This window comes from Streptomyces sp. NBC_00045, assembly GCF_045041095.1.
Taxonomy (GTDB): Bacteria; Actinomycetota; Actinomycetes; order Streptomycetales; family Streptomycetaceae; genus Streptomyces.
Genome location: NZ_CP108271.1, coordinates 5728383 through 5751356 on the forward strand (window position 1 = coordinate 5728383; position 22974 = coordinate 5751356).

Genomic DNA, 22974 nt, shown 5'->3' on the forward strand with positions numbered 1-22974 from the left:
CCGACGGGTTCAGCATCCGGCGGGGCCCGATACCCTGGGGGACGACCACACGCCCCCGACCCGAGGAATCGCGACCACCGTGTTCGATACGCTTTCCGACCGCCTCAGCGCGACCTTCAAGTCCCTCCGGGGCAAAGGTCGCCTCTCCGAGCAGGACATCGACGCTGCGGCGCGGGAAATCCGTATCGCCCTCCTTGAGGCCGACGTCGCCCTCCCCGTGGTCCGCTCCTTCATCGCGAACGTCAAGGAGCGCGCCCGCGGCGAAGAGGTCTCCAAGGCCCTGAACCCGGGCCAGCAGGTCCTCAAGATCGTCAACGACGAGCTCGTCTCGATCCTCGGCGGCGAGACCCGGCGGCTGCGCTTCGCCAAGACCGCGCCCACCGTGATCATGCTCGCCGGTCTCCAGGGTGCCGGTAAGACCACCCTCGCCGGAAAGCTCGGCCTCTGGCTCAAGGGCCAGGGCCACTCCCCGCTGCTCGTCGCCTGCGACCTCCAGCGCCCCAACGCCGTCAACCAGCTGAGCGTCGTCGCCGAGCGCGCCGGTGTCGCGGTCTATGCGCCCGCCCCCGGCAACGGCGTCGGCGACCCCGTGCAGGTGGCCAAGGACTCCATCGAGTACGCCCGCACCAAGCAGTACGACATCGTCATCGTCGACACCGCCGGCCGCCTCGGCATCGACCAGGAGCTGATGCAGCAGGCCGCGGACATCCGCGACGCCGTCAGCCCCGACGAGATCCTCTTCGTCGTCGACGCCATGATCGGCCAGGACGCGGTCAACACCGCCGAGGCCTTCCGCGACGGCGTCGGCTTCGACGGCGTCGTGCTCTCCAAGCTCGACGGCGACGCCCGCGGCGGTGCCGCGCTCTCCATCGCGCACGTCACCGGCAAGCAGATCATGTTCGCCTCGAACGGCGAGAAGCTCGACGAGTTCGACGCGTTCCACCCCGACCGCATGGCGGGCCGGATCCTCGACATGGGTGACATGCTCACCCTCATCGAGCAGGCCGAGAAGACCTTCAGCCAGGCCGAAGCCGAGAAGATGGCGGCCAAGCTCGCGAAGGGCCCGAAGGAGTTCACGCTCGACGACTTCCTGGCCCAGATGGAGCAGGTCCGCAAGATGGGCTCCATCTCCAAGCTGCTCGGCATGCTCCCCGGCATGGGGCAGATCAAGGACCAGATCAACAACATCGACGAGCGCGACGTGGACCGCACCGCCGCGATCATCAAGTCGATGACCCCGGCCGAGCGCCAGGACCCGCACCTCATCAACGGCTCGCGCCGCGCCCGTATCGCCAAGGGCTCCGGCGTCGAGGTCAGCGCCGTCAAGAACCTCGTCGAGCGCTTCTTCGAGGCCCGCAAGATGATGTCCCGCATGGCCCAGGGCGGCGGGATGCCCGGCATGCCCGGCATCCCGGGCATGGGCGGCGGCCCCGGCCGGCAGAAGAAGCAGGTCAAGCAGGCCAAGGGCAAGCGCAAGAGCGGCAACCCGATGAAGCGCAAGGAAGAGGAAGCGGCGGCAGCCGCCCGTCGCGAGCAGGGCCCGCAGAGCGCCCCGCCCGCCACCGGCAGCCCGTTCGGCCTTCCCGCCGGCGGCCAGTCCGGCCAGGACTTCGACCTTCCGGACGAGTTCAAGAAGTTCATGAAGTAAGGGCAGTCGCAGGGCGAGGGGCCCCGGCCGGATCATCCGGCCGGGGCCCCTTTCCCATGGGCTCAGCAGGCGCAATGGTGCGTTATATCCCTTATGGTCGGCCACGAGGACGGCAGTAAGGAGGCCACGTGCCCAGCCCCACCCCCGTACCGCCTCGCGACCGCGCCGACACGCCCTGGCGCTCCGAGGGCGCACCGCCCGCACCGCCGCCCAAGAGGCGGATGCCCGGGGGCTGGCGCGGATTGATCCTCGCCGCCATGATCGTCTTCCTGATCGCCAACGTGGTCCTCTCGTTCTTCAACAAGGGCGACGAGCCGACCGTCTCCTACACGGAATTCAGCAAACAGGTCGCCGACGGCAACGTCTCGAAGATCTACTCCAAGGGCGACGCGATCCAGGGCGAACTGAAGACCGAACAGCCGCTGCCCGACGGCGGCAAGGGCGACTACACGAAGTTCGTCACCCAGCGCCCCGCCTTCGCCGACGACCAGCTCTGGGCCAACCTCAGCAAGCACGGCGTCGTCGTCACCGCCTCCCCGGTCGTCGTGCAGCGCAGCTTCCTGGCCAATCTGCTGCTCTCGCTGGCCCCGATGCTGCTGCTGGTCCTCCTGTGGGTGTTCATCGCCCGCCGCATGGGCTCCGCGATGGGCGGCGTCGGCGCGCTGGGCCGCAAACAGCCGCCCAAACCCGTCGAACTGGAGGGCGGGAAGCGCACCACCTTCGCCGACGTGGCCGGGATCGACGAGGTCAAGGGCGAGCTCAGCGACGTCGTGGACTTCCTCAAGAACCCCCAGCAGTACCGGGCCATGGGCGCCCGGATGCCCGGCGGGGTCCTGCTCGCCGGACCACCCGGCACGGGCAAGACCCTCCTCGCGCGGGCGGTCGCGGGCGAGGCCGGGGTGCCGTTCTTCTCCGCCTCGGCCTCCGAGTTCATCGAGATGATCGTCGGCGTGGGCGCCTCCCGGGTACGCGAACTCTTCTCCGAGGCACGGAAGGTGGCCCCCTCGATCGTCTTCATCGACGAGATCGACACCATCGGCCGGGCCCGCGGCGGCGGCGCCGGCCTCGGCGGCCACGACGAGCGCGAACAGACCCTGAACCAGATCCTGACCGAGATGGACGGCTTCTCCGGCTCGGAGGGCGTGGTCGTCCTCGCCGCCACCAACCGGCCCGACGTCCTGGACCCGGCGCTCACCCGGCCCGGCCGCTTCGACCGCACGGTGTCCGTCTCCCCGCCCGACCGCTCCGGCCGCGAAGCCATCCTGCGGATCCACACCCGCGAGATCCCCCTCGCCGCCGACGTGGACCTCGACCAGGTGGCCCGCACCACCCCCGGCATGACGGGCGCGGACCTCGCCAACCTGGCCAACGAAGCCGCCCTCCTCGCGGTGAAGCGCAAACAGAGCCAGGTCACCCAGACGGACTTCATGGACGCCCTGGAGAAGGTCCAGCTGGGCGCGGCGCGGGCCCTGGTCATGCCGGAAGAGGAGCGTCGCCGCACGGCCTACCACGAGAGCGGCCACGCCCTGCTGGGCATGCTCCAGCCGGGCGCCGACCCCGTCCGCAAGATCACGATCGTGCCGCGCGGCCGGGCGCTCGGCGTCACCCTCTCGACCCCCGACGCGGACCGCTACTCCTACACGCAGGAGTACCTCCGCGGCCGCATCATCGGCGCGCTGGGCGGCATGGCGGCCGAGCACGTCGTCTTCGACGTCATCACCACGGGCGCGGAGAACGACCTGGAACAGGTCACCAACCTCGCCCGCGGCATGGTCGGCCGCTGGGGCATGAGCGAGCGCGTCGGCCGCCTCACCGCGATCCCGGCGGACGCGCAGAGCCCTTACGGGCTCCTGGCCGCCCCCTCCACCCTCGACACGGTGGACCAGGAGATGCGGCGCATCGTCGACGAGTGCTACGTCGAGGCCTGCCGACTGCTGCGCGAACACCGTCCGAAACTCGACGCCCTGACCGAGGCCTTGCTGGCGAACGAGACCCTGGACGAGCCGGCCGCCTACGAGGCCGCGGGCATCGTGCGCCCGGCGAAGTAGCGGCGCGGGCCGCGCCCGCGCGCGCGCCCCGCCCCAGCCCCGCACCCGCGGTTCCGGTTCGGCTACGGCACGCGGGCGATCACGTACCGGAAGATGTTCGGCAGCCACACGGTGCCGTCCGGCCCCTCGTACGGGTGCAGCGCCTCGGCCAGCTCCTTCTCGACCTGCGCCGGATCGGAGGAGGACTCGTACAGCCCCGCCGACAGCAGCCCCCGTACCGCGCTGTCCACGTCCGCGTACCCGAAGGGGCAGAACACCCGCCCCGACCCGTCCGGCGAGAGCCCGGCCCGCGCCACGACCGCGTCCAGGTCCTGCGGGGCGGGGCCGCCGCCCAGCACCGCGGGCACCGTGCACCGCTCCGCCGGACCCCAGTCGGCCAGCACCACCGCTGCGCCCCGCCGGACCGCAGGCAGGGCCGCGTCCAGCGCCGCCGCGGGCGGCGAGAACGCCAGCAGCACGTCGTACGGGCGCGCACCGTCCGGTGGGGCCGGGACCACCTCCAGCAGCCGCTCGCGCGCCAGCTCCCGCCGGGCCGGATCCGCCTCCACCCCCGTGGCGGCGGCTCCCCTGCCCGCGGCCAGCAGCAGGGCCAGCCCGGCCCCGCAGTCCAGGCCGAGCAGCCGGTCGCCCGGCCCGACCTCCAGCCGGTCGTAAACCGCTTCGTACAGCGGTACCAGCATCCGTTCCTGGATCTCCGCCCAGTCCCGGGCGACGAGCGTCGCCGTCGGCGTCGGTGTCATCGAAAGAGCGCTCCTGATTCCTTGTCGCCCCCTTGCCCCCGTTGCCAGAGAACTCCCCATTCGCCCCCGCGTCCAGAGGAGTGCGCCACCCGATTCACGCATCGAGTGCCCGGCGCCGTACCATTCGCGCCATGGCAAAGGCACCCGTTCTCACCCCCCAGGCGGAGGATTTCCCCCGCTGGTACCAGGATCTGATCAACAAGGCCGAGCTGGCCGACAACGGTCCGGTACGCGGCACCATGGTCATCCGGCCGTACGGCTACGGCCTGTGGGAGCGGATGCAGCAGGAGATGGACGCGCGCATCAAGGACGCGGGCGCCCAGAACGCGTACTTCCCGCTGTTCATCCCGCAGTCGTACCTGACGAGGGAAGCCGAGCACGTCGAGGGCTTCGCCCCCGAGCTCGCGGTCGTCACGCACGGCGGCGGCAAGGAGCTGGAAGAGCCGGTCGTGGTCCGGCCCACCTCCGAGACGATCATCAACGACTACTTCTCCAAGTGGGTCCAGAGCTACCGCGACCTGCCCCTGCTGATCAACCAGTGGGCCAACGTCGTCCGCTGGGAGATGCGCCCGCGCGTTTTCCTCCGTACGAGTGAGTTCCTCTGGCAGGAGGGCCACACCGCCCACGCCACGTACGAGGACGCCCGCGACTACGCCGCCCGCATCCACACGGACGTGTACGGCGACTTCATGACGAACGTGCTCGGCATCGACGTCGTGCTCGGCCGCAAGACTGCCAAGGAGCGCTTCGCCGGCGCCATCAACACCCTCACCCTCGAAGGCATGATGGGCGACGGCAAGGCGCTCCAGCTGGGCACGAGCCACGAGCTCGGCACCAACTTCGCCAAGGCCTTCAACACGCAGTACCTGTCGAAGGAAGGCAAGCAGGAGCTCGTCTGGCAGACCTCGTGGGGCGTTTCGACCCGCATGGTCGGCGGTCTGATCATGTCCCACGGCGACGACAACGGCCTGCGTGTCCCGCCGCGCCTCGCGCACGTCCAGGTCGTCGTCATGGCGATCAAGGGCGACGAGGCCGTCGCCAAGGTCCGCGAGCTCGGTGCGCAGCTGAAGGCCGCCGGTATCCGCGTCCACGTCGACGACCGGGTCGACACCCCCTTCGGCCGCCGCGCGGTGGACTGGGAGCTCAAGGGGGTACCGGTCCGCGTCGAGATCGGCCCCCGCGACCTGGAGGCCGGCACCGCGATGCTGGCCCGCCGGATCCCCGGCGGCAAGGAGCCCGTGCAGATCGACGCGCTCGCCGACCTGCTGCCCAAGGTGCTGGAGGAGGACCAGGCGCAGCTGCTGCGCGAGTCCCGCGAGCGCCGCCTGGCCCGTACCTCCGACGTCTCCACCATCGAGGAGGCCGCCGAGGTCGCCGTCGCGGGCGGCTGGGCGCGGATGCCGTGGGCCGACCTCGGCCCCGAGGGCGAGGCGAAGCTGGGTGAGCAGGCCGTCTCCGTGCGCTGCCTGATCGCCGCGGACGGCTCGGTGCCGGAGGCGGACGACGCCCCCGGTACGCTCGCGATCGTCGCGCGCTCGTACTGATCGCCGCCGCCTGACTTCGGACCCGCCCCGGCGCACGGCACGAGCCGCGCGCCGGGGCCGGTTCTTTTCGGTCGGCCTGGTCGACGTTACGTACCGACTCCTCCTGAGATCGGCGCACCCGTCCTCGTCGGGACGCATCAGACTGAACTGACTGGTACGTGCAAAAAATTTGGAATGGCCCGGAATCGGAACACCGGGGCACCCCGGCTCGTTGTCACGACGTGAGCACGACACCACCTGTTCTCGCCGCAGAGCTGGCGCAGGCGTGGGCCGACATTCAGCGGTACCACCCCGAGCTGCCTGACCTTGCCGCGCCCGAGTCCCTGATCGGAGAGTCCTCGTCCGCCTGTGGCGCCGAGCTCTCCTTCGAGCGACTGCTGCACGAGGCAGTCCACGGCATCGCCGCCGCCCGCGGAGTGCGCGACACCTCGCGGGCGGGCCGCTACCACAACCGCAGATTCCTCGCGATCGCCGAGGAGATGGGGCTGGACCATTCCGACGAGCCGCATGCCAGCAGCGGCTTCTCGTTGGTCTCGCTCAATCCCGAGGCGAAGAAGCGCTACCGCCCCACCATGGAGCGGCTCCAGCGCGCACTCAAGGCGCACACCGCCGCGACGGCGGCCGACACCAAGCGCAGCTTCCGCGGGCCGGCCGCCCGGCACGGCTCCTCGGGCGGCGGTGTCCGGGTCAAGGCCGTCTGCGACTGCGGGCGCAACGTGCGGGTGGTCCCGTCCGTACTGGCGCAGGCGCCGATCGTCTGCGGCGGCTGCATGAAGCCGTTCCGCATCCCCGAAGTCGCCGTCTCGGTAGCCGCCTCCTGAGCCCGCGGCTCCGCGGCCGACGGGCCGACGGGCGGGCGGATGCCTGCGGTGCGGTGCGGGGGCGGCCCGTCGGTGCGCGGCCCCGCACCCTCGATCGCAGCTCCCCGCGAGAAGCGCCGCAGGCATGTGGCACAATGGCTAGCTGTACTCGACAGTCGCATAGGACCCCTCTCTCCTCCGGCTGACGCGTCCATCGGGCACCCGAGTACCGCAACCCCACGTGGCATCTCATGTGCCCAACCACGTCAAGTTCAGGAGACACCACTCCAGTGGCAGTCAAGATCAAGCTCAAGCGCCTCGGCAAGATTCGCCAGCCGCACTACCGCATCGTCGTCGCCGACTCGCGCACCCGCCGCGATGGTCGTGCGATCGAGGAGATCGGTCTGTACCACCCGACGTACAACCCGTCGCGCATCGAGGTCAACGCCGAGCGTGCGCAGTACTGGCTGTCCGTCGGCGCCCAGCCCACCGAGGCTGTGCTCGCCATCCTGAAGCTGACCGGCGACTGGCAGGCGCACAAGGGCCTCCCGGCCCCCGCGCCGCTGCTGCAGCCGGAGACGAAGGAGAGCAAGCGTCGCTCCTTCGACGAGTTCGCCAAGGCCCTTGAGGGCATCGGCGAGACCAAGGGCGAGGCCATCACGCAGAAGGCGAAGAAGGCCGACAAGAAGGCGGACGAGGCTGAGGCCGCCGCCGAGTCGACCGAGGCCTGAGCATGCTCGAGGAGGCTCTTGAGCACCTCGTGAAGGGCATTGTGGACAACCCCGACGACGTGCAGGTCGCCTCGCGCAACCTGCGTCGTGGGCAGGTGCTCGAAGTCCGGGTTCACCCGGACGACCTCGGGAAGGTGATCGGTCGCAACGGCCGCACCGCACGTGCCCTGCGTACCGTCGTGGGCGCCATCGGCGGCCGGGGGATCCGCGTCGACCTCGTCGACGTGGACCAGGTCCGCTGAGCAGTTGAATCACCGGCACGGGCCGGGGAGGGCATTCGTGCCCGCCCCGGCCCGTCGTCGTCTGAACAGGAGACAAACAGTGCAGCTGGTAGTCGCGCGGATCGGCCGCGCCCACGGGATCAAGGGTGAGGTCACCGTCGAGGTGCGGACCGACGAGCCGGAGCTGCGGCTCTCGCCCGGCGCCGTGCTCCGGACCGAACCGGCTTCGACGGGTCCCCTGACCATCGAGACGGGCCGCGTCCACAGCGGCCGGCTCCTGCTCCGCTTCGAGGGCGTCAAGGACCGCACCGGCGCCGAGGCGCTGCGCAACACCCTGCTCATCGCCGAGGTGGACCCCTCCGAGCTGCCGGAGGAGGAGGACGAGTACTACGACCACCAGCTGATGGACCTGGACGTGGTACTGGAGGACGGCACCGAGATCGGCCGGATCACCGAGATCTCCCACCTCCCCTCGCAGGATCTCTTCATCGTCGAGCGTCCCGACGGCACCGAGGTGATGATCCCCTTCGTGGAGGAGATCGTCGCCGAGATCGACCTGGAGGAGCAGCGCTGCGTCATCACGCCGCCGCCCGGGCTGATCGACGACCGCGCGGAGATCGTCTCGACGCGCGACAACGGGGCCGAGGCCGGGGAAGAAGCCTGATGCGTCTCGACGTCGTCACGATCTTCCCCGAGTACCTGGAGCCGCTGAACGTCTCCCTCGTCGGCAAGGCGCGGGCCCGCGGGCAGCTCGACGTCCACCTCCACGACCTACGGGACTGGACGTACGACCGGCACAACACCGTCGACGACACCCCGTACGGCGGTGGCCCCGGCATGGTCATGAAGACCGAGCCGTGGGGCGAGGCGCTCGACGAGGCGCTGGCCGACGGGTACGAGGCCGGCGCGCGCGGGCCGGTCATGGTCGTCCCCACGCCCAGTGGCCGCCCGTTCACCCAGGAGCTGGCCGTCGAGCTCTCCGAACGGCCCTGGCTGATCTTCACGCCGGCCCGGTACGAGGGCATCGACCGCCGGGTCATGGACGAATACGCCACGCGGATGCCGGTGTACGAGGTCTCCATCGGCGACTACGTGCTGGCCGGCGGCGAGGCCGCCGTGCTGGTGATCACCGAAGCCGTGGCCCGGCTGCTGCCCGGAGTGCTCGGCAACGCCGAATCCCACCGGGACGACTCCTTCGCGCCCGGCGAGATGGCGAACCTGCTAGAGGGGCCGGTCTACACGAAGCCCCCCCGGTGGCGCGGCCGGGGCATTCCCGACGTGCTGCTCAGCGGGCACCACGGGAAGATCGCCCGCTGGCGCCGGGACGAGGCGTTCCGCCGCACCGCGCAGCACCGCCCCGACCTGATCGAGCGCTGCGAGGCCGCCGCCTTCGACAAGAAGGACCGCGAGATCCTGAGCATCCTGGGCTGGCGGCCGACCCCCGACGGCCGATTTTGGCGTAGGCCCCAAGCCGTGGAAGAATAGGCGGCTGCTGTGTGCTCGCGTACGCCCCTGCCACAGGGGGACAGTCGTTCGCAGAGTGGCGCAGCTCCCGAATTCTCTACGGAAACCCGCACCGGCGGCCTGTGGCGTCGTGCGAAGAAAGCAGACGAAGAACATGTCTCACCTGCTCGATGGCGTCAACGCCGCCTCGATCCGCTCCGACGTCCCGGCCTTCCGCCCGGGTGACACGATCAACGTGCACGTCCGCGTCATCGAGGGCAGCCGCTCCCGTATCCAGCAGTTCAAGGGCGTTGTCATCCGTCGCCAGGGCTCTGGCGTCTCCGAGACCTTCACGGTCCGCAAGGTCTCCTTCAGCGTCGGCGTGGAGCGCACCTTCCCGGTGAACTCCCCGATCTTCGAGAAGATCGAGCTCGTCACCCGCGGTGACGTGCGTCGCGCCAAGCTGTACTTCCTCCGTGAGCTCCGCGGCAAGGCCGCGAAGATCAAGGAGAAGCGCGACCGCTGATCTCCTCTCCGGGTCCCGGAGGCGGCCGGATAGGCTCGCCCTCGATGGACACCGAAGCAGAGCTCACACAGCGCGGCCACTCCTCCCCCGAAACCGGGGAGGGGCGGCCGCGTTTTGCGTTGCGGGGGCGCCGCGCGCTCCCAGGGTGGCGAGTCTTCCTGACCTGGCGCGGCGCCGCCGTACTCGGCGTGCTCTGCACGACCTTCCTGCTGCTGCTCAGCAATTTCGTCGTCCAGCCCTTCCTGATCCCGAGCCGGTCGATGGAGCCGACGCTCCAGGTCGGGGACCGGGTGCTGGTGAACAAGCTGGCGTACCGTTCCGGCAACCAACCCAAGCGCGGGGACGTGGTGGTCTTCGACGGCACGGGGTCCTTCGTTCCGGAACACGCCGACGGCAATCCCATCGGCGAGGCGTTGGCGGGCGCGGCCTCCGCGCTCGGGATCGGCGAGCCGTCCGAAACGGACTTCGTCAAGCGGGTCGTGGGCGTCGGAGGTGACGACGTGGTGTGCTGCGACGCCGGCGGGCGGATCAAGGTGAACGGGGTACCGGTGCAGGAGCCATATCTGTTTCCCGGCGACACGCCCTCGAAGGTGCCCTTCCGGATCGTGGTACCCGTGGGCACCCTGTGGGTCATGGGCGATCATCGTTCCCAGTCCCGGGACTCCCGGGACCACCTGGGAGAACCGGGCGGGGGGATGGTGCCGGTGGACAAGGTGATCGGGCGGGCCGACTGGATCGGCTGGCCGGCGTCGCGCTGGGGCTCCCATGGGTAGCCGGGGCCGCCCGAGAGGCGGCCGGGCCCCCGAACCGGAGCCGGACCCGGAGCCGAGGCGCGCGCCCCGGCCCGCGCCCCGGCCCGCGCGCGCGCCCGAATTCTGGCGTGCGCCCGAGACTCCGGGAGGCCCCCAGCCCTGGCGGGAGCCCGAGCCCACTGCGGCCCCCGAGCCTGCCGCCCGGCCCGAGCCCACTGAGGTTTTTGAGCCCACCGCGGTCCCCGAGCGGCCGGTGCGGGAGCCCGGGTCGCGGCGTGGCACCAAGGCGCAGCCCGTCGCGGCGGAGGGCGGCGGCCGGGCCGAACGACGCCGACTGGCCCGCCGGGTCAAGCGGCGCAGGCGCACCCGCCGCGTGGGCGAGGTACCGCTGCTGATCGTCGTGGCGCTGTGCATCGCGCTCGTCCTCAAGACCTTCCTCGTCCAGGCGTTCTTCATCCCGTCCGGATCCATGGAGCAGACGATCCAGATCGGCGACCGGGTGCTGGTCGACAAGCTGACCCCGTGGTTCGGCTCCAAGGTCGAGCGCGGCGACGTGGTCGTGTTCAAGGACCCCGGCGGCTGGCTCAAGGGCGAGGCCGCACGCCCCGCCGCCGACCCCGTCGGCGTGAAGCAGATCAAGGAGACGCTGACCTTCATCGGTCTGCTGCCCTCCGCCGACGAACAGGACCTGATCAAGCGGGTCATCGGCGTCGGCGGCGACACCGTCGCGTGCTGCGACGCCAAGGGCCGGGTCACCGTCAACGGGACGCCGCTCGACGAGCCGTACGTGAATCCCGGGAACGCCCCCTCCGAAATCCGGTTCGAAGTGAAGGTGCCGCCCGGACGGCTCTTCGTCATGGGCGACCACCGGGCGAACTCGGCCGACTCCCGCTTCCACCTCGACGAGGCCTTCAACGGCACCATCGGCGAGGACGGAGTCGTGGGACAGGCCGTCGTCATCGCCTGGCCGTTCGACCACTGGCGCAAACTCGAACAGCCCGCGACCTTCCGCACGGTGCCCGATCCTGCACGTGGTGGGCGACGCGGCCGCCGCAGGCGCCGTCACGGCCCGCCGTTCGCATAGTGTGTCCTCGGTCTCCCGCGCCCTAGGGAACTCCCGCTCGTTAAGGGAGGGGAGGGCCCGCGCCTGATTCCGGCCGGGCGGCGATCTGCGAGTGAGGAGTGGATGTGGGGGATGTGGCGGTAGGCGCGCGATCCGGACGCGACGAAGGCGAGGAGCGGCCGGACGATGCCGAGCGCGAGGCCGAGGACGGTGGTGCCGAGGCGCGCCCGCACCGCTCGTTCTGGAAGGAGCTCCCGCTCCTCATCGGCATCGCCCTGCTGCTCGCCCTGCTGATCAAGACCTTCCTGGTGCAGGCGTTCTCGATCCCGTCCGACTCGATGCAGAACACCCTGCAGCGCGGCGACCGGGTGCTCGTGGACAAGCTGACCCCGTGGTTCGGCTCCGAGCCCGAGCGCGGCGAGGTCGTGGTCTTCCACGACCCCGCGAGCTGGCTGGCCGGGGAGCCCACCCCCGAGCCCAACTTCGCGCAGCAGATCCTCAGCAAGATCGGTCTGATGCCGTCCGCGGACGAGAAGGACCTGATCAAGCGGACCATCGCCATCGGCGGTGACACGGTCGAGTGCAAGAAGGGCGGACCGGTCGTCGTCAACGGCAAGGAGCTCGACGAGCCGTACATCTACCCGGGCAACACCCCCTGCGACGACGCCCCGTTCGGCCCGATCACCGTGCCCAAGGGCAAGATCTGGGTGATGGGCGACCACCGGCAGAACTCCCAGGACTCCCGCTACCACATGCAGGACTCCACGCAGGGCTTCGTGCCGGTCGACAAGGTCGTCGGGCGGGCCGTGGTCGTGGCGTGGCCGATCACCCGCTGGGCGACCCTGCCCGTCCCGGACACCTTCGACCAGCCGGGCATCGGGAACCAGACCAAGGCGACCGCGATGGGCCTGGGGGCCGCCGGACTGGGGCCCGTCGGGCTCGGACCGACCGCGCTGGGCCTCGCCGGAGCGGTTCCGGTCGTGATGTGGCGCAGGCGGAGGCTGACCGGCGGGACTACCGGCAGGTAGGGTGCCGCCCAGGTCGTCGATCCCGAAAGTGTGGGGCGCTGCAATGGGCGGAACGCAGGCAAGCGGTACTGCAGGTATACGCGGTGGCAAGGACGGCCGCGGCGGTCTCGGCAACGTGCTGTCGGGAATCGCCGTGGCCGTCGGCTTCGTGCTCTTCCTGGGCGCCTTCGTATGGGGGGCGCTCGTCTACCAGCCGTACACGGTGCCGACAGACTCGATGGTGCCGACGGTGCAGCCCGGGGACCGGGTGCTCGCCCAGCGCATCGACGGCGGCGAGGTGCGGCGCGGCGACGTGGTCGTGTTCAGTGATGCCATGTGGAGTGACTCGCCCATGGTCAAGCGGGTCGTCGGCGTCGGCGGCGACACCGTGAAGTGCTGCGGCGCGGGCGGCACGCTCACCGTGAACGGCAAGGAACTGCAGGAGCCCTACATCGAGCACGGGCAGCCCGGCGCGGCCGGCACCGGCCAGGGCACCGCCTCCGACACGCCGTTCGAGGTGACCGTGCCCGAGGGCAACCTCTTCCTGCTGGGCGACCGGCGGTTCACCTCGCTCGACTCCCGGGCCCACCTCCAGGAGGCCGGCCAGGGCACCGTCCCCCGCTCCACGGTCCGCGCCCGGGTCGACGCCCTGGCCTGGCCCTCCATGAAGATGATCGACCGCCCCGGCACGTACGCCTCCCTGCCCGGCGGGACCTCCCGACCGGGGCCGCTGCGCCTCCAACTGGCCGCGGTGGTCGGCGGAGCCGCCCTGGTGGTCCTGGGGGCCGCCTACGGGCCCCTCGCACGGGTCCTGGGGCGCGGGCGGCGGCGGGAGCCGGCCGGTGCCCGCTGACGCGGCTGAGGCGGGCGGCCCCCGCAAGGTGTCCCGGGTGATCCTGCTGGACCCCGAGGACCGGATCCTGCTGCTGCACGGCTTCGAACCGGACGATCCCGCGGACCAGTGGTGGTTCACCCCGGGCGGCGGACTCGAAGGCGGCGAGACCCGCGAGCAGGCCGCGCTGCGGGAGCTCGCCGAGGAGACCGGGATCACGGACGTCGAACTGGGGCCGGTGCTGTGGCACCGGTACTGCTCCTTCCCGTTCGACGGGCGGCGCTGGGAGCAGGACGAGTGGTACTACCTGGCCCGCACCGCCCAGACACGGACCGACATGGGCGGGCTCACCGAGCTGGAGCGGCGCAGCGTCGCCGGTGCCAGGTGGTGGACTTCCGAGGAACTTCTCGCGGCCCGTGAGACGGTGTACCCGACCACACTCGCCGAGTTGCTCCGTACGCTGCTCGACGACGGTCCTCCGGGTGCGCCGGTGGTCCTGGCCCCGGAAATCGTTTAGGGGCGCACGGGCCTGGCGCACAATAGGGGGACGCACGGCTGAAGGGGAACATGCCATGAGCGCCGAGGACCTCGAAAAGTACGAGACCGAGATGGAGCTGAAGCTCTATCGCGAGTACCGCGACGTCGTCGGGCTGTTCAAGTACGTGATCGAGACCGAACGCCGTTTCTACCTCACGAACGACTACGAGATGCAGGTGCACTCGGTCCAGGGGGAGGTGTTCTTCGAGGTCACGATGGCCGACGCCTGGGTGTGGGACATGTACCGACCGGCCCGCTTCGTGAAGCAGGTGCGGGTGCTGACCTTCAAGGACGTGAACATCGAGGAGCTCAACAAGAGCGACCTGGAGCTGCCGGGCAGCTGACGCCCGGTTCCCCCGCCAACCGCGCACCCGATCGAGCCCGTTCGGGTCCGGTCGTGCCCGCCGCCCCGGATTCCCCCTCACGAGTGACGGGGTTGTCCACAACGCCCCCGTTGTCCACCAAGATCCACACGGTGGGCGGGACCGCGGGATCGTCGTCGGCGGAGGTGGTGCCCGATGGACGCGAAGGGCGTGGCACGGCAGGCACTGGGGCGGTACGGCGAGGAACTCGCGGCGCGGCGACTGGCGGAAGCCGGGATGACCGTGATCGCGCGGAACTGGCGCTGCCGCAGCGGGGAGATCGACATCGTCGCGCGGGACGGGGACGCCCTCGTCGTGTGCGAGGTCAAAACACGTCGGGCGGGGGATTTCGAGCATCCCATGGCCGCCGTCCGCCCCGGCAAGGTCGAGCGGCTCCGCCGCCTCGCCGGACGCTGGCTCGCCGATCACGGTGGACCGCCCCCGGGCGGGGTCCGCATCGACCTCGTCGGAGTCCTCCTGCCACGGCGCGGGGCGCCCGTCGTGGAGCACGTCCGGGGGGTGGCGTGATGGGCTTCGCACGAGCCTGCTCGGTGGCCCTGGTCGGCGTCGACGGAGTGGTGGTCGAGGTCCAGGCCGACCTGGAGCCCGGGGTTGCCGCCTTCACCTTGGTGGGCCTGCCCGACAAGACCCTGGTCGAAAGTCGGGACCGGGTCCGGGCCGCCGTCGTGAACTCGGGCGCCGCATGGCCGCAGAAGAAACTCACCGTCGGACTCAGCCCGGCCTCCGTCCCGAAATCGGGCGCCGGATTCGACCTGGCCGTCGCGGCCGCCGTACTGGGCGCCGCCGAGGTGATCGACCCCGCCGCCATCGCCGACCTCGTGCTCATCGGAGAGCTGGGGCTGGACGGCCGGGTGCGGCCGGTACGGGGCATCCTGCCCGCCGTCCTCGCAGCTGCCGACGCCGGATACCGCAACGTGGTGGTGCCGCAGCAGTGCGCCGCCGAGGCCGTGCTCGTCCCCGACGTCCGCGTGCTCGGCGTACGCAGCCTGCGCCAACTGATCGCCGTCCTCACCGACGCAGAGGTCCCCGAGGAGGAACCGCCCGACCCACCGGGCCGCCCGGACCCCATGCTGGCCGGACTCGTGCTCCCGGGCGCCGGCCTCGGCACCGGCATCTCCCGCGCCCGGCCCGATGCGGACGAGAGCCCGGACGTCCCCGACCTCTCCGACGTCGCCGGACAGCATGGCGCCCGCCGGGCCCTGGAGGTGGCCGCCGCCGGGGGCCACCACCTCTTCCTCAGCGGACCACCGGGAGCGGGCAAGACCATGCTGGCCGAGCGCATCCCGTGGATCCTGCCGCCGCTGTCCCGGCAGGACTCACTGGAAGTCACCGCCGTCCACTCGGTCGCCGGCATCCTCCCGCCCGGCGAACCACTGGTCGCCCGGCCCCCGTACTGCGCACCCCACCACTCCGCGACCATGCAGTCCCTGGTCGGCGGCGGAGCGGGAGTGCCCCGGCCCGGGGCCGTCTCCCTGGCCCACCGCGGCGTCCTGTTCCTCGACGAGGCCCCCGAATTCAGCACCAAGGCGCTCGACGCGCTGCGCCAGCCCCTCGAATCGGGGCACGTGGTCATCGCCCGGGCCGCCGGGGTGGTGCGGCTGCCGGCCAGGTTCCTGATGGTGCTCGCTGCCAACCCCTGCCCGTGCGGCCGGCACACCCTGCTGGGAGCCGGCTGCGAATGCCCGGTATCCGTGATCCGGCGCTACCAGGCCAGGCTCTCCGGCCCCCTGCTGGACCGGGTGGACCTGCGCGTGGAGGTCGAGCCGGTCACCCGCTCCGACCTGCTGGGCCGCGGCGGCCGCGGCGAGCCCACGGCGGCCGTCGCCGACCGGGTCCGCGAGGCCAGGGACCGCACCGCTGCCCGGCTCGCCGACACCCCGTGGCGGCTCAACGCCGAAGTCCCCGGACACGAGCTGCGGACCCGCTGGCAGGCGGCCCCCGGAGCACTGGCACAAGCCGAACGGGACCTGGAGCGAGGGCTGCTCACCGCCCGCGGGCTCGACCGGGTGCTGCGGGTCGCCTGGACCGTGGCCGACCTGAGGGGCTGGGACCGCCCCGATGCACTGGACGTCGCCGTCGCCCTCGAACTGCGGACCGGCATCGCCCGCGGCGCGGCCCAGGCGCTGGGAACCGGGCCATGACCGCCGCCGACGGGCGCGACACCCCCGATGGGCGCGACACCGCCGACGGGCCCGGGCCGGAGCTGCTGGCGCGGGCCGCACTGACCCGGGTGCTGGAGCCCGGCGACGAGCACGCCGGCCGGTGGCTGCGCGAACACGGCGCCGTCGGGCTGATACGGCTACTGACGGGACCCGACACCGCGGCGGCGATCTTGACCGGGGTGGGGGAGCAACGGCTCGCCGGATACCGCAGACGGGCGGCGCTCGCCGATCCCCGGCGGGACCTGGCGAGCGCCGCCCGCGACGGCGGCCGGTTCATCTGCCCCGGCTCCCACCAGTGGCCGACCCAACTGGACGACCTCGGCGACGCCCGGCCCGTCGGGCTCTGGCTCCGGGGCAGACCGGACCTGCGGACCTGGGCGCTGCGCTCCGTCGCCGTGGTCGGGGCCCGCGCCTGCACCCCGTACGGCGCCCACATGGCCCAGAACCTGGCCGCCGGACTCGCCGAGCGGGGCTGGGTCGTCGTCTCGGGGGCGGCGTACGGCGTCGACGCCGCGGCCCACCGCGGGGCCCTCGCCTCGGGCGGCGCCACCGCCGCGGTACTCGCCTGCGGCGTGGACACCGCCTACCCCCGCGGCCACGCCGGACTGCTCGGCCGGATCGCCGCCCAAGGACTCGTCCTCGGCGAGCTGCCGCCCGGCAGCCACCCGACCCCGAGCCGGTTCGTGCTGCGCAACCGGGTCATCGCCGCACTCACCCGGGGCACCGTCGTGGTGGAGGCCGCCCTCCGCAGCGGCTCCCTCGTCACCGCCCGGCGGGCCCAGCAGCTCGGCCGGTTCACCATGGGCGTCCCCGGACCGGCCACCAGCGGCCTCTCGGGCGGGGTGCACGAACTGCTGCGCGGCGAGGCCGTCCTGGTCACGGACGCCGCGGAAGTGGTCGAGCTCGTCGGCGGCATGGGCGAACTGGCCCCCGAGCGGCGCGGACCGGTACTCGCCCGGGACCTGCTGGAGCGGGACACCGCCCGTGTGCTCGAAGCACTCCCGGCCGGCCGACCCGCCCACGCGGACGAAGTGGCCCTCGCAGCGGGCACCGGTACCGATGAAGTCATCGGCAGACTGTACGAACTTCACTCTCTGGGGTTCGTCGAACGGCAGGGCGAGGGCTGGCAGTTGACCACACAATCACCTGAAGGAGGCACACAAACCGGTGGCACCCGGCGAGGCGGTCGTTGACCTGGGGCGTTCCGGTGAAAGAGTGAAGCCGATGAGAGACGCGGTCTTCCCGCCGGCAGCCGCCGGGACCGAGCGCCAGGCGCCGGTCCCGGGTCGCCCGCGCGAGTCAGGGCGCCGCTGTGCCCCCGCGCGATCCCGTACTCTTCGCGCACCGCGACACTTCCGTCACGCTACGCTCCCAAGGAATCCGGCTCCGGCAAAGGCGAAGCATGCCCCAGCACACCTCAGGGTCCGACCGCGCTGCGGTGCCCCCCGCTGCTCGTGGCAGCGTGCGGTCCACCGCGCCCTCGTCCCTGGAGGTGCTCTGGCGCTCGTACAAGGAGAGCGGTGACGAGCGGCTGCGGGAGCAGCTGATCCTGCACTACTCACCCCTGGTGAAGTACGTCGCCGGCCGGGTCAGCGTGGGCCTGCCGCCCAATGTGGAGCAGGCCGACTTCGTCTCCTCCGGCGTCTTCGGGCTGATCGACGCCATCGAGAAGTTCGACATCGACCGGTCCATCAAGTTCGAGACGTACGCGATCACCCGGATCCGGGGCGCGATGATCGACGAGCTGCGCGCCCTGGACTGGATCCCGCGCTCGGTCCGACAGAAGGCGAGGGCCGTGGAGCGGGCCTACGCCACCCTGGAAGCCCAGCTGCGCCGCACCCCGACCGAACACGAAGTCGCCGGCGAGATGGGCATCGCCGTGGAGGAACTCCACACCGTGTTCAGTCAGTTGTCGCTGGCCAACGTGGTCGCCCTGGAGGAGCTGCTGCACGTCGGCGGCGAGGGCGGCGACCGCCTCTCGCTGATGGACACCCTGGAGGACACCGCCGCCGACAACCCGGTCGAGGTCGCCGAGGACCGCGAGCTGCGCAGGCTCCTGGCCAGGGCGATCAACACCCTGCCGGAGCGCGAGAAGACCGTGGTCACGCTGTACTACTACGAAGGCCTCACCCTGGCCGAGATCGGCAACGTCCTGGGCGTCACCGAAAGCCGGGTCAGCCAGATCCACACCAAGTCGGTGCTCCAACTGCGGGCCAAGCTCGCGGACGTGGGCCGGTGAGCTTGCGGTACCTCCGTAGAGTGGACGTGTGCCCAGGATTCGAGCGGCCTCCGTGGCCGAGCACCGGTCGATGCAGCGCGGCGCCCTGCTGGACGCCGCGCGCTCCCTGTTGTCCGAAGGCGGGACGGAAGCGCTGACCTTCCCCGCCCTGGCGGAGCGCACCGGCCTCGCCCGGTCCTCCGTGTACGAGTACTTCCGCTCCCGCGCGGCCGTGGTCGAAGAGCTGTGCGCCGTGGACTTCCCCGTCTGGGCCGCCGAGATCGAGGCGGCGATGGAGGGGGTGCAGTCACCGGAGGCCAAGGTCGAGGCCTATGTGCGCAGCCAGCTCGGGCTGGTCGGGGACCGGCGGCACCGGGCGGTGGTCGCGATCTCGGCCAGCGAGCTGGACGCGGGGGCGCGCGAGAAGATCCGCGCCGCGCACGGAGGACTCGTGGCGATGATCGTGGAAGCGCTCGGCGCCCTGGGGCACGAGCAGCCCCGGCTCGCCGCGATGCTGCTCCAGGGAGTGGTCGACGCGGCCGTCCGGCGCATCGAGCTGGGCGCCGCCGAGGACCCTTCCGTCGTCACGGAGGCGGCCGTGGCCATGGCCCTTCGGGGTGTGCGGGGCTGAGACCCGGGGGCTTCCCCCTCCCGCCGCCCCCACCCCACCCCGCCCAGCTCCCACTCCACCCCCACCCCCCCGTTTCAGTCGTCCCGGGCTGTGAGCGGCAGGAGTCTCGGGGTGGGGCGGGGGAGCAGGGCCAGGGGGTTCAGGTACGTGGTGCCGGACAGGAGGCCCCAGTGCAGGCAGGGGCTGCTGCAGTGGGTGCCCTCTGTGAGGACCGCGACCACCTGGCCCGGAGTGACCTCTTCGCCCTCCGCGACCAGCGGCCGGACCGGTTCGTACGTGGTGCGCAGGCCGCCCGGGAGAGTGAGGGAGAGGACCCCGCGGCCGGCCACCGGGCCCGCGTGGTGGACCCGGCCCGGGCCGACCGCCCGGATCTCCGCGCCCACCGGCGCGGCGAGGTCGACCCCGCGGTGCCCCGCCGCGTACGGGGTCGGGGGCGGATCCCACCAGCGGGTGACCACCAGCGGGGGCGGGAGCGGTCGGGCCGTCGGCGCGAGCGCCTGGGCCAGGGCCATGAGCAGGCTGAGCAGCAGTGTCGTCATGCCGTCCAGGCTGTCGCGTCGTCGCGCAGCGTGAGCGGGCCTGTGGACGGACGGCGCGGTGTGGACAATGGCGTCACCTGGCATACCGCCCGGTCCCGTACACTTCTTACGGCGATCCGGGTCACCGGGTCGACTTCGCACGCCCCAGCACCAGCCGCTCAGGCCGGGTGAAAGCGTCTCTCGGTCCCCTTCCTCGGGGGCAGGGCGCGGTGGGGCGTCAGGAACCAAACCGAGAAACCAAGGAGATGGCCATGGCCGTCGTAACGATGCGGGAGCTGCTGGAGAGCGGCGTCCACTTCGGTCACCAGACCCGTCGCTGGAACCCGAAGATGAAGCGCTTCATCTTCACCGAGCGCAACGGCATCTACATCATCGACCTGCTCCAGTCGCTGTCGTACATCGACCGCGCCTACGAGTTCGTCAAGGAGACCGTCGCCCACGGCGGCTCCATCATGTTCGTCGGTACCAAGAAGCAGGCCCAGGAGGCCATCGCCGAGCAGGCGACGCGCGTTGGTATGCCGTACGTCAACCAGCGCTGGCTGGGTGGCATGCTCACCAACTTCTCCACCGTCTACAAGCGCCTCCAGCGTCTGAAGGAGCTTGAGGCGATCGACTTCGACGACGTCGCCGCGTCGGGTCTCACCAAGAAGGAGCTCCTGGTCCTCTCCCGAGAGAAGATCAAGCTGGAGAAGACCCTCGGTGGTATCCGCGAGATGTCGAAGGTTCCCAGCGCCGTCTGGATCGTCGACACCAAGAAGGAGCACATCGCCGTCGGTGAGGCGCGCAAGCTCCACATCCCGGTCGTCGCGATCCTCGACACCAACTGTGACCCCGACGAGGTCGACTACAAGATCCCGGGCAACGACGACGCGATCCGCTCCGTCACCCTGCTCACCCGCGTGATCGCCGACGCCGTCGCCGAGGGCCTCATCGCCCGCTCCGGCGCTGCGACCGGTGACTCGAAGCCGGGCGAGAAGGCCGCCGCCGAGCCGCTCGCCGAGTGGGAGCGCGACCTGCTTGAGGGCGAGAAGAAGGCCGACGACGCTGAGGCCGCCCCGGCCGAGGCTGCTGTCGAGGCCCCCGCCGCTGAGGCTCCCGCGGCTGAGGCCCCGGCTGCCGAGGCCCCCGCCGCCGAGGCCGCTCCGGCCGCCGACGCCGAGCAGGCCTGACCCACTGGGAGCGCCCGGCGTTCACCCGCCGGGCACTCACAGCACGGACGATGACGGCGGGGGAGCCGCGCCACGAGCGCGGCGCCTCCGCCGTTCACCCGTAGATCTACGACTTCGAGAGAGAATCACAGACTCATGGCGAACTACACCGCCGCTGACGTCAAGAAGCTCCGCGAGCTCACCGGCGCCGGCATGCTGGACTGCAAGAACGCGCTCGTTGACGCCGACGGCGACGTCGAGAAGGCCCAGGAGGCCCTCCGCATCAAGGGTCAGAAGGGCGTCGCCAAGCGCGAGGGCCGTTCTGCCGAGAACGGTGCCGTCGTCTCCCTCATCGCCGACGACAACACCACCGGTGTCATCGTCGAGCTGAAGTGCGAGACGGACTTCGTCGCCAAGGGCGAGAAGTTCCTGGCCGTCGCCAACCAGCTGGCCGCGCACGTCGCCGCCACCTCCCCGGCCGACATCGAGGCGCTGCTCGCGTCCGAGATCGAGCCCGGCAAGACCGTCACCGCTTTCGTCGACGAGGCCAACGCCAACCTCGGCGAGAAGATCGTCCTGGACCGCTTCGCGCAGTTCACCGGCGGTTACGTGACCTCGTACATGCACCGCACGATGCCCGACCTGCCGTTCCAGATCGGCGTCCTGGTCGAGCTCGACAAGGAGAACGCGGACGTCGCCCGCGGCGTCGCGCAGCACATCGCCGCGTTCGCCCCGCAGTGGCTGTCCGCCGAGGACGTCCCGGCCGAGAAGGTCGAGTCCGAGCGTCGCATCGCCGAAGAGGTCACCCGCGCGGAGGGCAAGCCCGAGGCTGCCATCGCCAAGATCGTCGAGGGTCGCGTCAACGGCTTCTTCAAGGAGGCCACCCTCCTCGGCCAGCCGTACGCGCTGGACAACAAGAAGTCCGTCCAGAAGGTTCTGGACGAGGCCGGTGTCACCCTGAAGCGCTTCTCGCGCATCAAGGTCGGCATCTGAGTCCGTCCGTACAACGACGGACACCGGACCCCGGTAGGGTCTGAAGCAGTCGTCCGCGCACGCGCGCAGCGACCGCAGATCTGACGAGGAGGCCATTGCCGTAGAGGGAACCGCGAGGACCCACCGGCAATGGCCTTCTTCGTATGTGCACGAGGAGATCTCCATGAATCAGGGCGTGGACCCCCACACCGCTTCCGACGACAAGAGCGACCACGACAAGAAGGGCCGCCGCTTCATGCTGAAGCTGTCGGGCGAAGCCTTCTCCGGTGGTGGAGGACTGGGCGTCGACCCCGACGTCGTCCATGCCATCGCGCGCGAAATCGCCGCGGTGGTCCGTGACGGCGCGGAGATCGCCGTCGTGATCGGCGGCGGAAACTTCTTCCGCGGCGCCGAACTCCAGCAGCGCGGCATGGACCGTGCGCGGTCCGACTACATGGGCATGCTGGGCACCGTCATGAACTGCCTCGCCCTCCAGGACTTCCTGGAGAAGGAAGGCATCGACTCCCGTGTGCAGACCGCCATCACCATGGGCCAGGTCGCGGAGCCGTACATTCCGCTGCGCGCCGTACGGCACCTGGAGAAGGGCCGCGTCGTGATCTTCGGCGCGGGCATGGGCATGCCGTACTTCTCCACCGACACCACGGCCGCCCAGCGCGCCCTGGAGATCGACGCCGAGGCCCTGCTGATGGGCAAGAACGGTGTCGACGGGGTGTACGACTCCGACCCGAAGAAGAACCCCGACGCGGTGAAGTTCGATGCGCTGGAGTACAGCGAGGTGCTGTCGCGCGACCTCAAGGTCGCCGACGCCACCGCGATCACGCTGTGCCGCGACAACAAGCTGCCGATCCTGGTCTTCGAGCTGCTCGCTGAGGGCAATATCGCCCGCGCGGTCAAGGGTGAGAAGATCGGCACGCTCGTGAGCGACCAGGGCACCCGGGCCTGAGCGTCCCGACGCCGGGCCCGGCCCCACGGGGCCGAGCCCGTCCCGCCCGCCTGAACCATCCAAAT

General features: G+C 71.1%; 25 protein-coding genes. 23 read left to right on the forward strand and 2 right to left on the reverse strand.

Annotated elements, in window-relative coordinates:
- Positions 1-79 precede the first annotated feature (79 nt).
- Together ffh and ftsH are read left to right on the forward strand one after the other, a co-directional pair.
- On the forward strand, positions 80-1648 hold the full coding sequence (ffh, locus tag OHA65_RS27010) for a signal recognition particle protein (protein ID WP_328763835.1): 1569 nt from the start codon (positions 80-82) through the stop codon (positions 1646-1648).
- Between the two features lie 128 nt (positions 1649-1776).
- Positions 1777-3696, forward strand: coding sequence for an ATP-dependent zinc metalloprotease FtsH (gene ftsH / locus OHA65_RS27015; protein WP_405762572.1), 1920 nt, complete (start codon positions 1777-1779; stop codon positions 3694-3696).
- Positions 3697-3758: 62 nt separating this feature from the next.
- On the opposite strand, the gene OHA65_RS27020 is transcribed toward ftsH, so the two are convergent.
- Positions 3759-4436, reverse strand: a complete 678-nt coding sequence (locus tag OHA65_RS27020; RefSeq protein WP_405762574.1) for a methyltransferase type 11 — start codon at positions 4434-4436, stop codon at positions 3759-3761.
- A 131-nt stretch (positions 4437-4567) separates the two neighbouring features.
- On the opposite strand from OHA65_RS27020, the gene proS reads away from it, so the two are divergent.
- The 18 genes from proS (at position 4568) to OHA65_RS27110 (ending at position 19286) form a co-directional block, all read left to right on the forward strand.
- Positions 4568-5980 carry a proline--tRNA ligase gene (gene proS, locus OHA65_RS27025; RefSeq protein ID WP_327278782.1) on the forward strand — a complete coding sequence of 471 codons (1413 nt, stop codon included), beginning with the start codon at positions 4568-4570 and terminating at the stop codon, positions 5978-5980.
- Between the two features lie 221 nt (positions 5981-6201).
- A complete protein-coding gene (locus tag OHA65_RS27030) occupies positions 6202-6801 on the forward strand; it encodes a hypothetical protein (RefSeq protein ID WP_327278783.1) in 600 nt (199 codons plus the stop codon).
- A 269-nt stretch (positions 6802-7070) separates the two neighbouring features.
- The gene (gene rpsP, locus OHA65_RS27035; protein ID WP_030298453.1) at positions 7071-7511 is read left to right on the forward strand and encodes a 30S ribosomal protein S16; all 441 of its coding nucleotides are present in this window, start codon (positions 7071-7073) and stop codon (positions 7509-7511) included.
- 2 nt (positions 7512-7513) lie between these two features.
- Positions 7514-7753: an RNA-binding protein gene (locus OHA65_RS27040; protein ID WP_007266827.1), complete on the forward strand. Its 240-nt coding sequence runs from the start codon at positions 7514-7516 to the stop codon at positions 7751-7753.
- Positions 7754-7832: 79 nt separating this feature from the next.
- The gene (gene rimM, locus OHA65_RS27045; RefSeq protein ID WP_327278784.1) at positions 7833-8396 is read left to right on the forward strand and encodes a ribosome maturation factor RimM; all 564 of its coding nucleotides are present in this window, start codon (positions 7833-7835) and stop codon (positions 8394-8396) included.
- Positions 8396-9217 carry a tRNA (guanosine(37)-N1)-methyltransferase TrmD gene (gene trmD / locus OHA65_RS27050; RefSeq protein WP_329314641.1) on the forward strand — a complete coding sequence of 274 codons (822 nt, stop codon included), beginning with the start codon at positions 8396-8398 and terminating at the stop codon, positions 9215-9217. The genes rimM and trmD overlap by 1 nt, the downstream gene beginning before the upstream one ends.
- A 133-nt stretch (positions 9218-9350) precedes the next feature.
- Complete coding sequence (gene rplS / locus OHA65_RS27055; RefSeq protein WP_054226492.1) at positions 9351-9701, forward strand: 50S ribosomal protein L19; 351 nt, start codon at positions 9351-9353, stop codon at positions 9699-9701.
- 44 nt (positions 9702-9745) lie between these two features.
- Positions 9746-10474 carry a signal peptidase I gene (gene lepB / locus OHA65_RS27060; RefSeq protein WP_327278786.1) on the forward strand — a complete coding sequence of 243 codons (729 nt, stop codon included), beginning with the start codon at positions 9746-9748 and terminating at the stop codon, positions 10472-10474.
- A 232-nt stretch (positions 10475-10706) separates the two neighbouring features.
- Positions 10707-11537 carry a signal peptidase I gene (lepB, locus tag OHA65_RS27065; RefSeq protein WP_371644961.1) on the forward strand — a complete coding sequence of 277 codons (831 nt, stop codon included), beginning with the start codon at positions 10707-10709 and terminating at the stop codon, positions 11535-11537.
- Between the two features lie 113 nt (positions 11538-11650).
- Positions 11651-12544: a signal peptidase I gene (gene lepB, locus OHA65_RS27070; RefSeq protein WP_327285803.1), complete on the forward strand. Its 894-nt coding sequence runs from the start codon at positions 11651-11653 to the stop codon at positions 12542-12544.
- Positions 12545-12587: 43 nt separating this feature from the next.
- On the forward strand, positions 12588-13376 hold the full coding sequence (gene lepB / locus OHA65_RS27075) for a signal peptidase I (RefSeq protein WP_327278787.1): 789 nt from the start codon (positions 12588-12590) through the stop codon (positions 13374-13376).
- Positions 13366-13872: an NUDIX hydrolase gene (locus OHA65_RS27080; protein WP_327278788.1), complete on the forward strand. Its 507-nt coding sequence runs from the start codon at positions 13366-13368 to the stop codon at positions 13870-13872. The genes lepB (OHA65_RS27075) and OHA65_RS27080 overlap by 11 nt, the downstream gene beginning before the upstream one ends.
- Positions 13873-13927: 55 nt before the next feature.
- Positions 13928-14236 (forward strand): DUF2469 domain-containing protein, encoded by a 309-nt coding sequence (locus OHA65_RS27085; protein ID WP_006139554.1) that lies wholly within the window; start codon positions 13928-13930, stop codon positions 14234-14236.
- A 174-nt stretch (positions 14237-14410) separates the two neighbouring features.
- Positions 14411-14782 carry a YraN family protein gene (locus OHA65_RS27090; RefSeq protein ID WP_327278789.1) on the forward strand — a complete coding sequence of 124 codons (372 nt, stop codon included), beginning with the start codon at positions 14411-14413 and terminating at the stop codon, positions 14780-14782.
- Entirely contained in the window at positions 14782-16416 is a 1635-nt protein-coding gene (locus OHA65_RS27095) for a YifB family Mg chelatase-like AAA ATPase (protein WP_405762576.1), read from the forward strand. Before OHA65_RS27090 ends, OHA65_RS27095 begins: the two co-directional genes overlap by 1 nt.
- Positions 16413-17630: a DNA-processing protein DprA gene (gene dprA / locus OHA65_RS27100; protein WP_328763844.1), complete on the forward strand. Its 1218-nt coding sequence runs from the start codon at positions 16413-16415 to the stop codon at positions 17628-17630. The genes OHA65_RS27095 and dprA overlap by 4 nt, the downstream gene beginning before the upstream one ends.
- A 209-nt stretch (positions 17631-17839) precedes the next feature.
- Entirely contained in the window at positions 17840-18676 is an 837-nt protein-coding gene (gene whiG, locus OHA65_RS27105) for an RNA polymerase sigma factor WhiG (RefSeq protein ID WP_327278792.1), read from the forward strand.
- 70 nt (positions 18677-18746) lie between these two features.
- Positions 18747-19286, forward strand: coding sequence for a helix-turn-helix domain-containing protein (locus OHA65_RS27110; protein ID WP_327285804.1), 540 nt, complete (start codon positions 18747-18749; stop codon positions 19284-19286).
- A gap of 74 nt (positions 19287-19360) precedes the next feature.
- On the opposite strand, the gene OHA65_RS27115 is transcribed toward OHA65_RS27110, so the two are convergent.
- The gene (locus OHA65_RS27115; protein ID WP_327278793.1) at positions 19361-19825 is read right to left on the reverse strand and encodes a M23 family metallopeptidase; all 465 of its coding nucleotides are present in this window, start codon (positions 19823-19825) and stop codon (positions 19361-19363) included.
- A 251-nt stretch (positions 19826-20076) separates the two neighbouring features.
- Here OHA65_RS27115 and rpsB point away from each other — a divergent pair, with 251 nt between their 5' ends.
- The 3 genes from rpsB to pyrH all read left to right on the forward strand — a co-directional run bounded on the left by rpsB (position 20077) and on the right by pyrH (position 22909).
- Entirely contained in the window at positions 20077-20994 is a 918-nt protein-coding gene (gene rpsB, locus OHA65_RS27120) for a 30S ribosomal protein S2 (RefSeq protein ID WP_327278794.1), read from the forward strand.
- Between the two features lie 135 nt (positions 20995-21129).
- A complete protein-coding gene (gene tsf, locus OHA65_RS27125; RefSeq protein WP_327278795.1) occupies positions 21130-21966 on the forward strand; it encodes a translation elongation factor Ts in 837 nt (278 codons plus the stop codon).
- A gap of 163 nt (positions 21967-22129) precedes the next feature.
- On the forward strand, positions 22130-22909 hold the full coding sequence (gene pyrH, locus OHA65_RS27130) for a UMP kinase (RefSeq protein ID WP_030162523.1): 780 nt from the start codon (positions 22130-22132) through the stop codon (positions 22907-22909).
- The last annotated feature ends 65 nt before the right edge of the window (positions 22910-22974 follow it).

Coding starts and splice junctions, on each gene's coding strand:
- rplS (WP_054226492.1), top strand. CDS start 9,351: ATGTCTCACCTGCTCGATGGCGTCAACGCCGCCTCGATCCGCTCCGAC.
- OHA65_RS27020 (WP_405762574.1), bottom strand. CDS start 4,436: ATGACACCGACGCCGACGGCGACGCTCGTCGCCCGGGACTGGGCGGAG.
- lepB (WP_327278786.1), top strand. CDS start 9,746: ATGGACACCGAAGCAGAGCTCACACAGCGCGGCCACTCCTCCCCCGAA.
- OHA65_RS27110 (WP_327285804.1), top strand. CDS start 18,747: ATGCAGCGCGGCGCCCTGCTGGACGCCGCGCGCTCCCTGTTGTCCGAA.
- OHA65_RS27090 (WP_327278789.1), top strand. CDS start 14,411: ATGGACGCGAAGGGCGTGGCACGGCAGGCACTGGGGCGGTACGGCGAG.
- whiG (WP_327278792.1), top strand. CDS start 17,840: ATGCCCCAGCACACCTCAGGGTCCGACCGCGCTGCGGTGCCCCCCGCT.
- OHA65_RS27040 (WP_007266827.1), top strand. CDS start 7,514: ATGCTCGAGGAGGCTCTTGAGCACCTCGTGAAGGGCATTGTGGACAAC.
- tsf (WP_327278795.1), top strand. CDS start 21,130: ATGGCGAACTACACCGCCGCTGACGTCAAGAAGCTCCGCGAGCTCACC.
- lepB (WP_327278787.1), top strand. CDS start 12,588: ATGGGCGGAACGCAGGCAAGCGGTACTGCAGGTATACGCGGTGGCAAG.
- proS (WP_327278782.1), top strand. CDS start 4,568: ATGGCAAAGGCACCCGTTCTCACCCCCCAGGCGGAGGATTTCCCCCGC.
- OHA65_RS27095 (WP_405762576.1), top strand. CDS start 14,782: ATGGGCTTCGCACGAGCCTGCTCGGTGGCCCTGGTCGGCGTCGACGGA.
- OHA65_RS27115 (WP_327278793.1), bottom strand. CDS start 19,825: ATGACGACACTGCTGCTCAGCCTGCTCATGGCCCTGGCCCAGGCGCTC.
- trmD (WP_329314641.1), top strand. CDS start 8,396: ATGCGTCTCGACGTCGTCACGATCTTCCCCGAGTACCTGGAGCCGCTG.
- OHA65_RS27085 (WP_006139554.1), top strand. CDS start 13,928: ATGAGCGCCGAGGACCTCGAAAAGTACGAGACCGAGATGGAGCTGAAG.
- dprA (WP_328763844.1), top strand. CDS start 16,413: ATGACCGCCGCCGACGGGCGCGACACCCCCGATGGGCGCGACACCGCC.
- pyrH (WP_030162523.1), top strand. CDS start 22,130: ATGAATCAGGGCGTGGACCCCCACACCGCTTCCGACGACAAGAGCGAC.
- rpsB (WP_327278794.1), top strand. CDS start 20,077: ATGGCCGTCGTAACGATGCGGGAGCTGCTGGAGAGCGGCGTCCACTTC.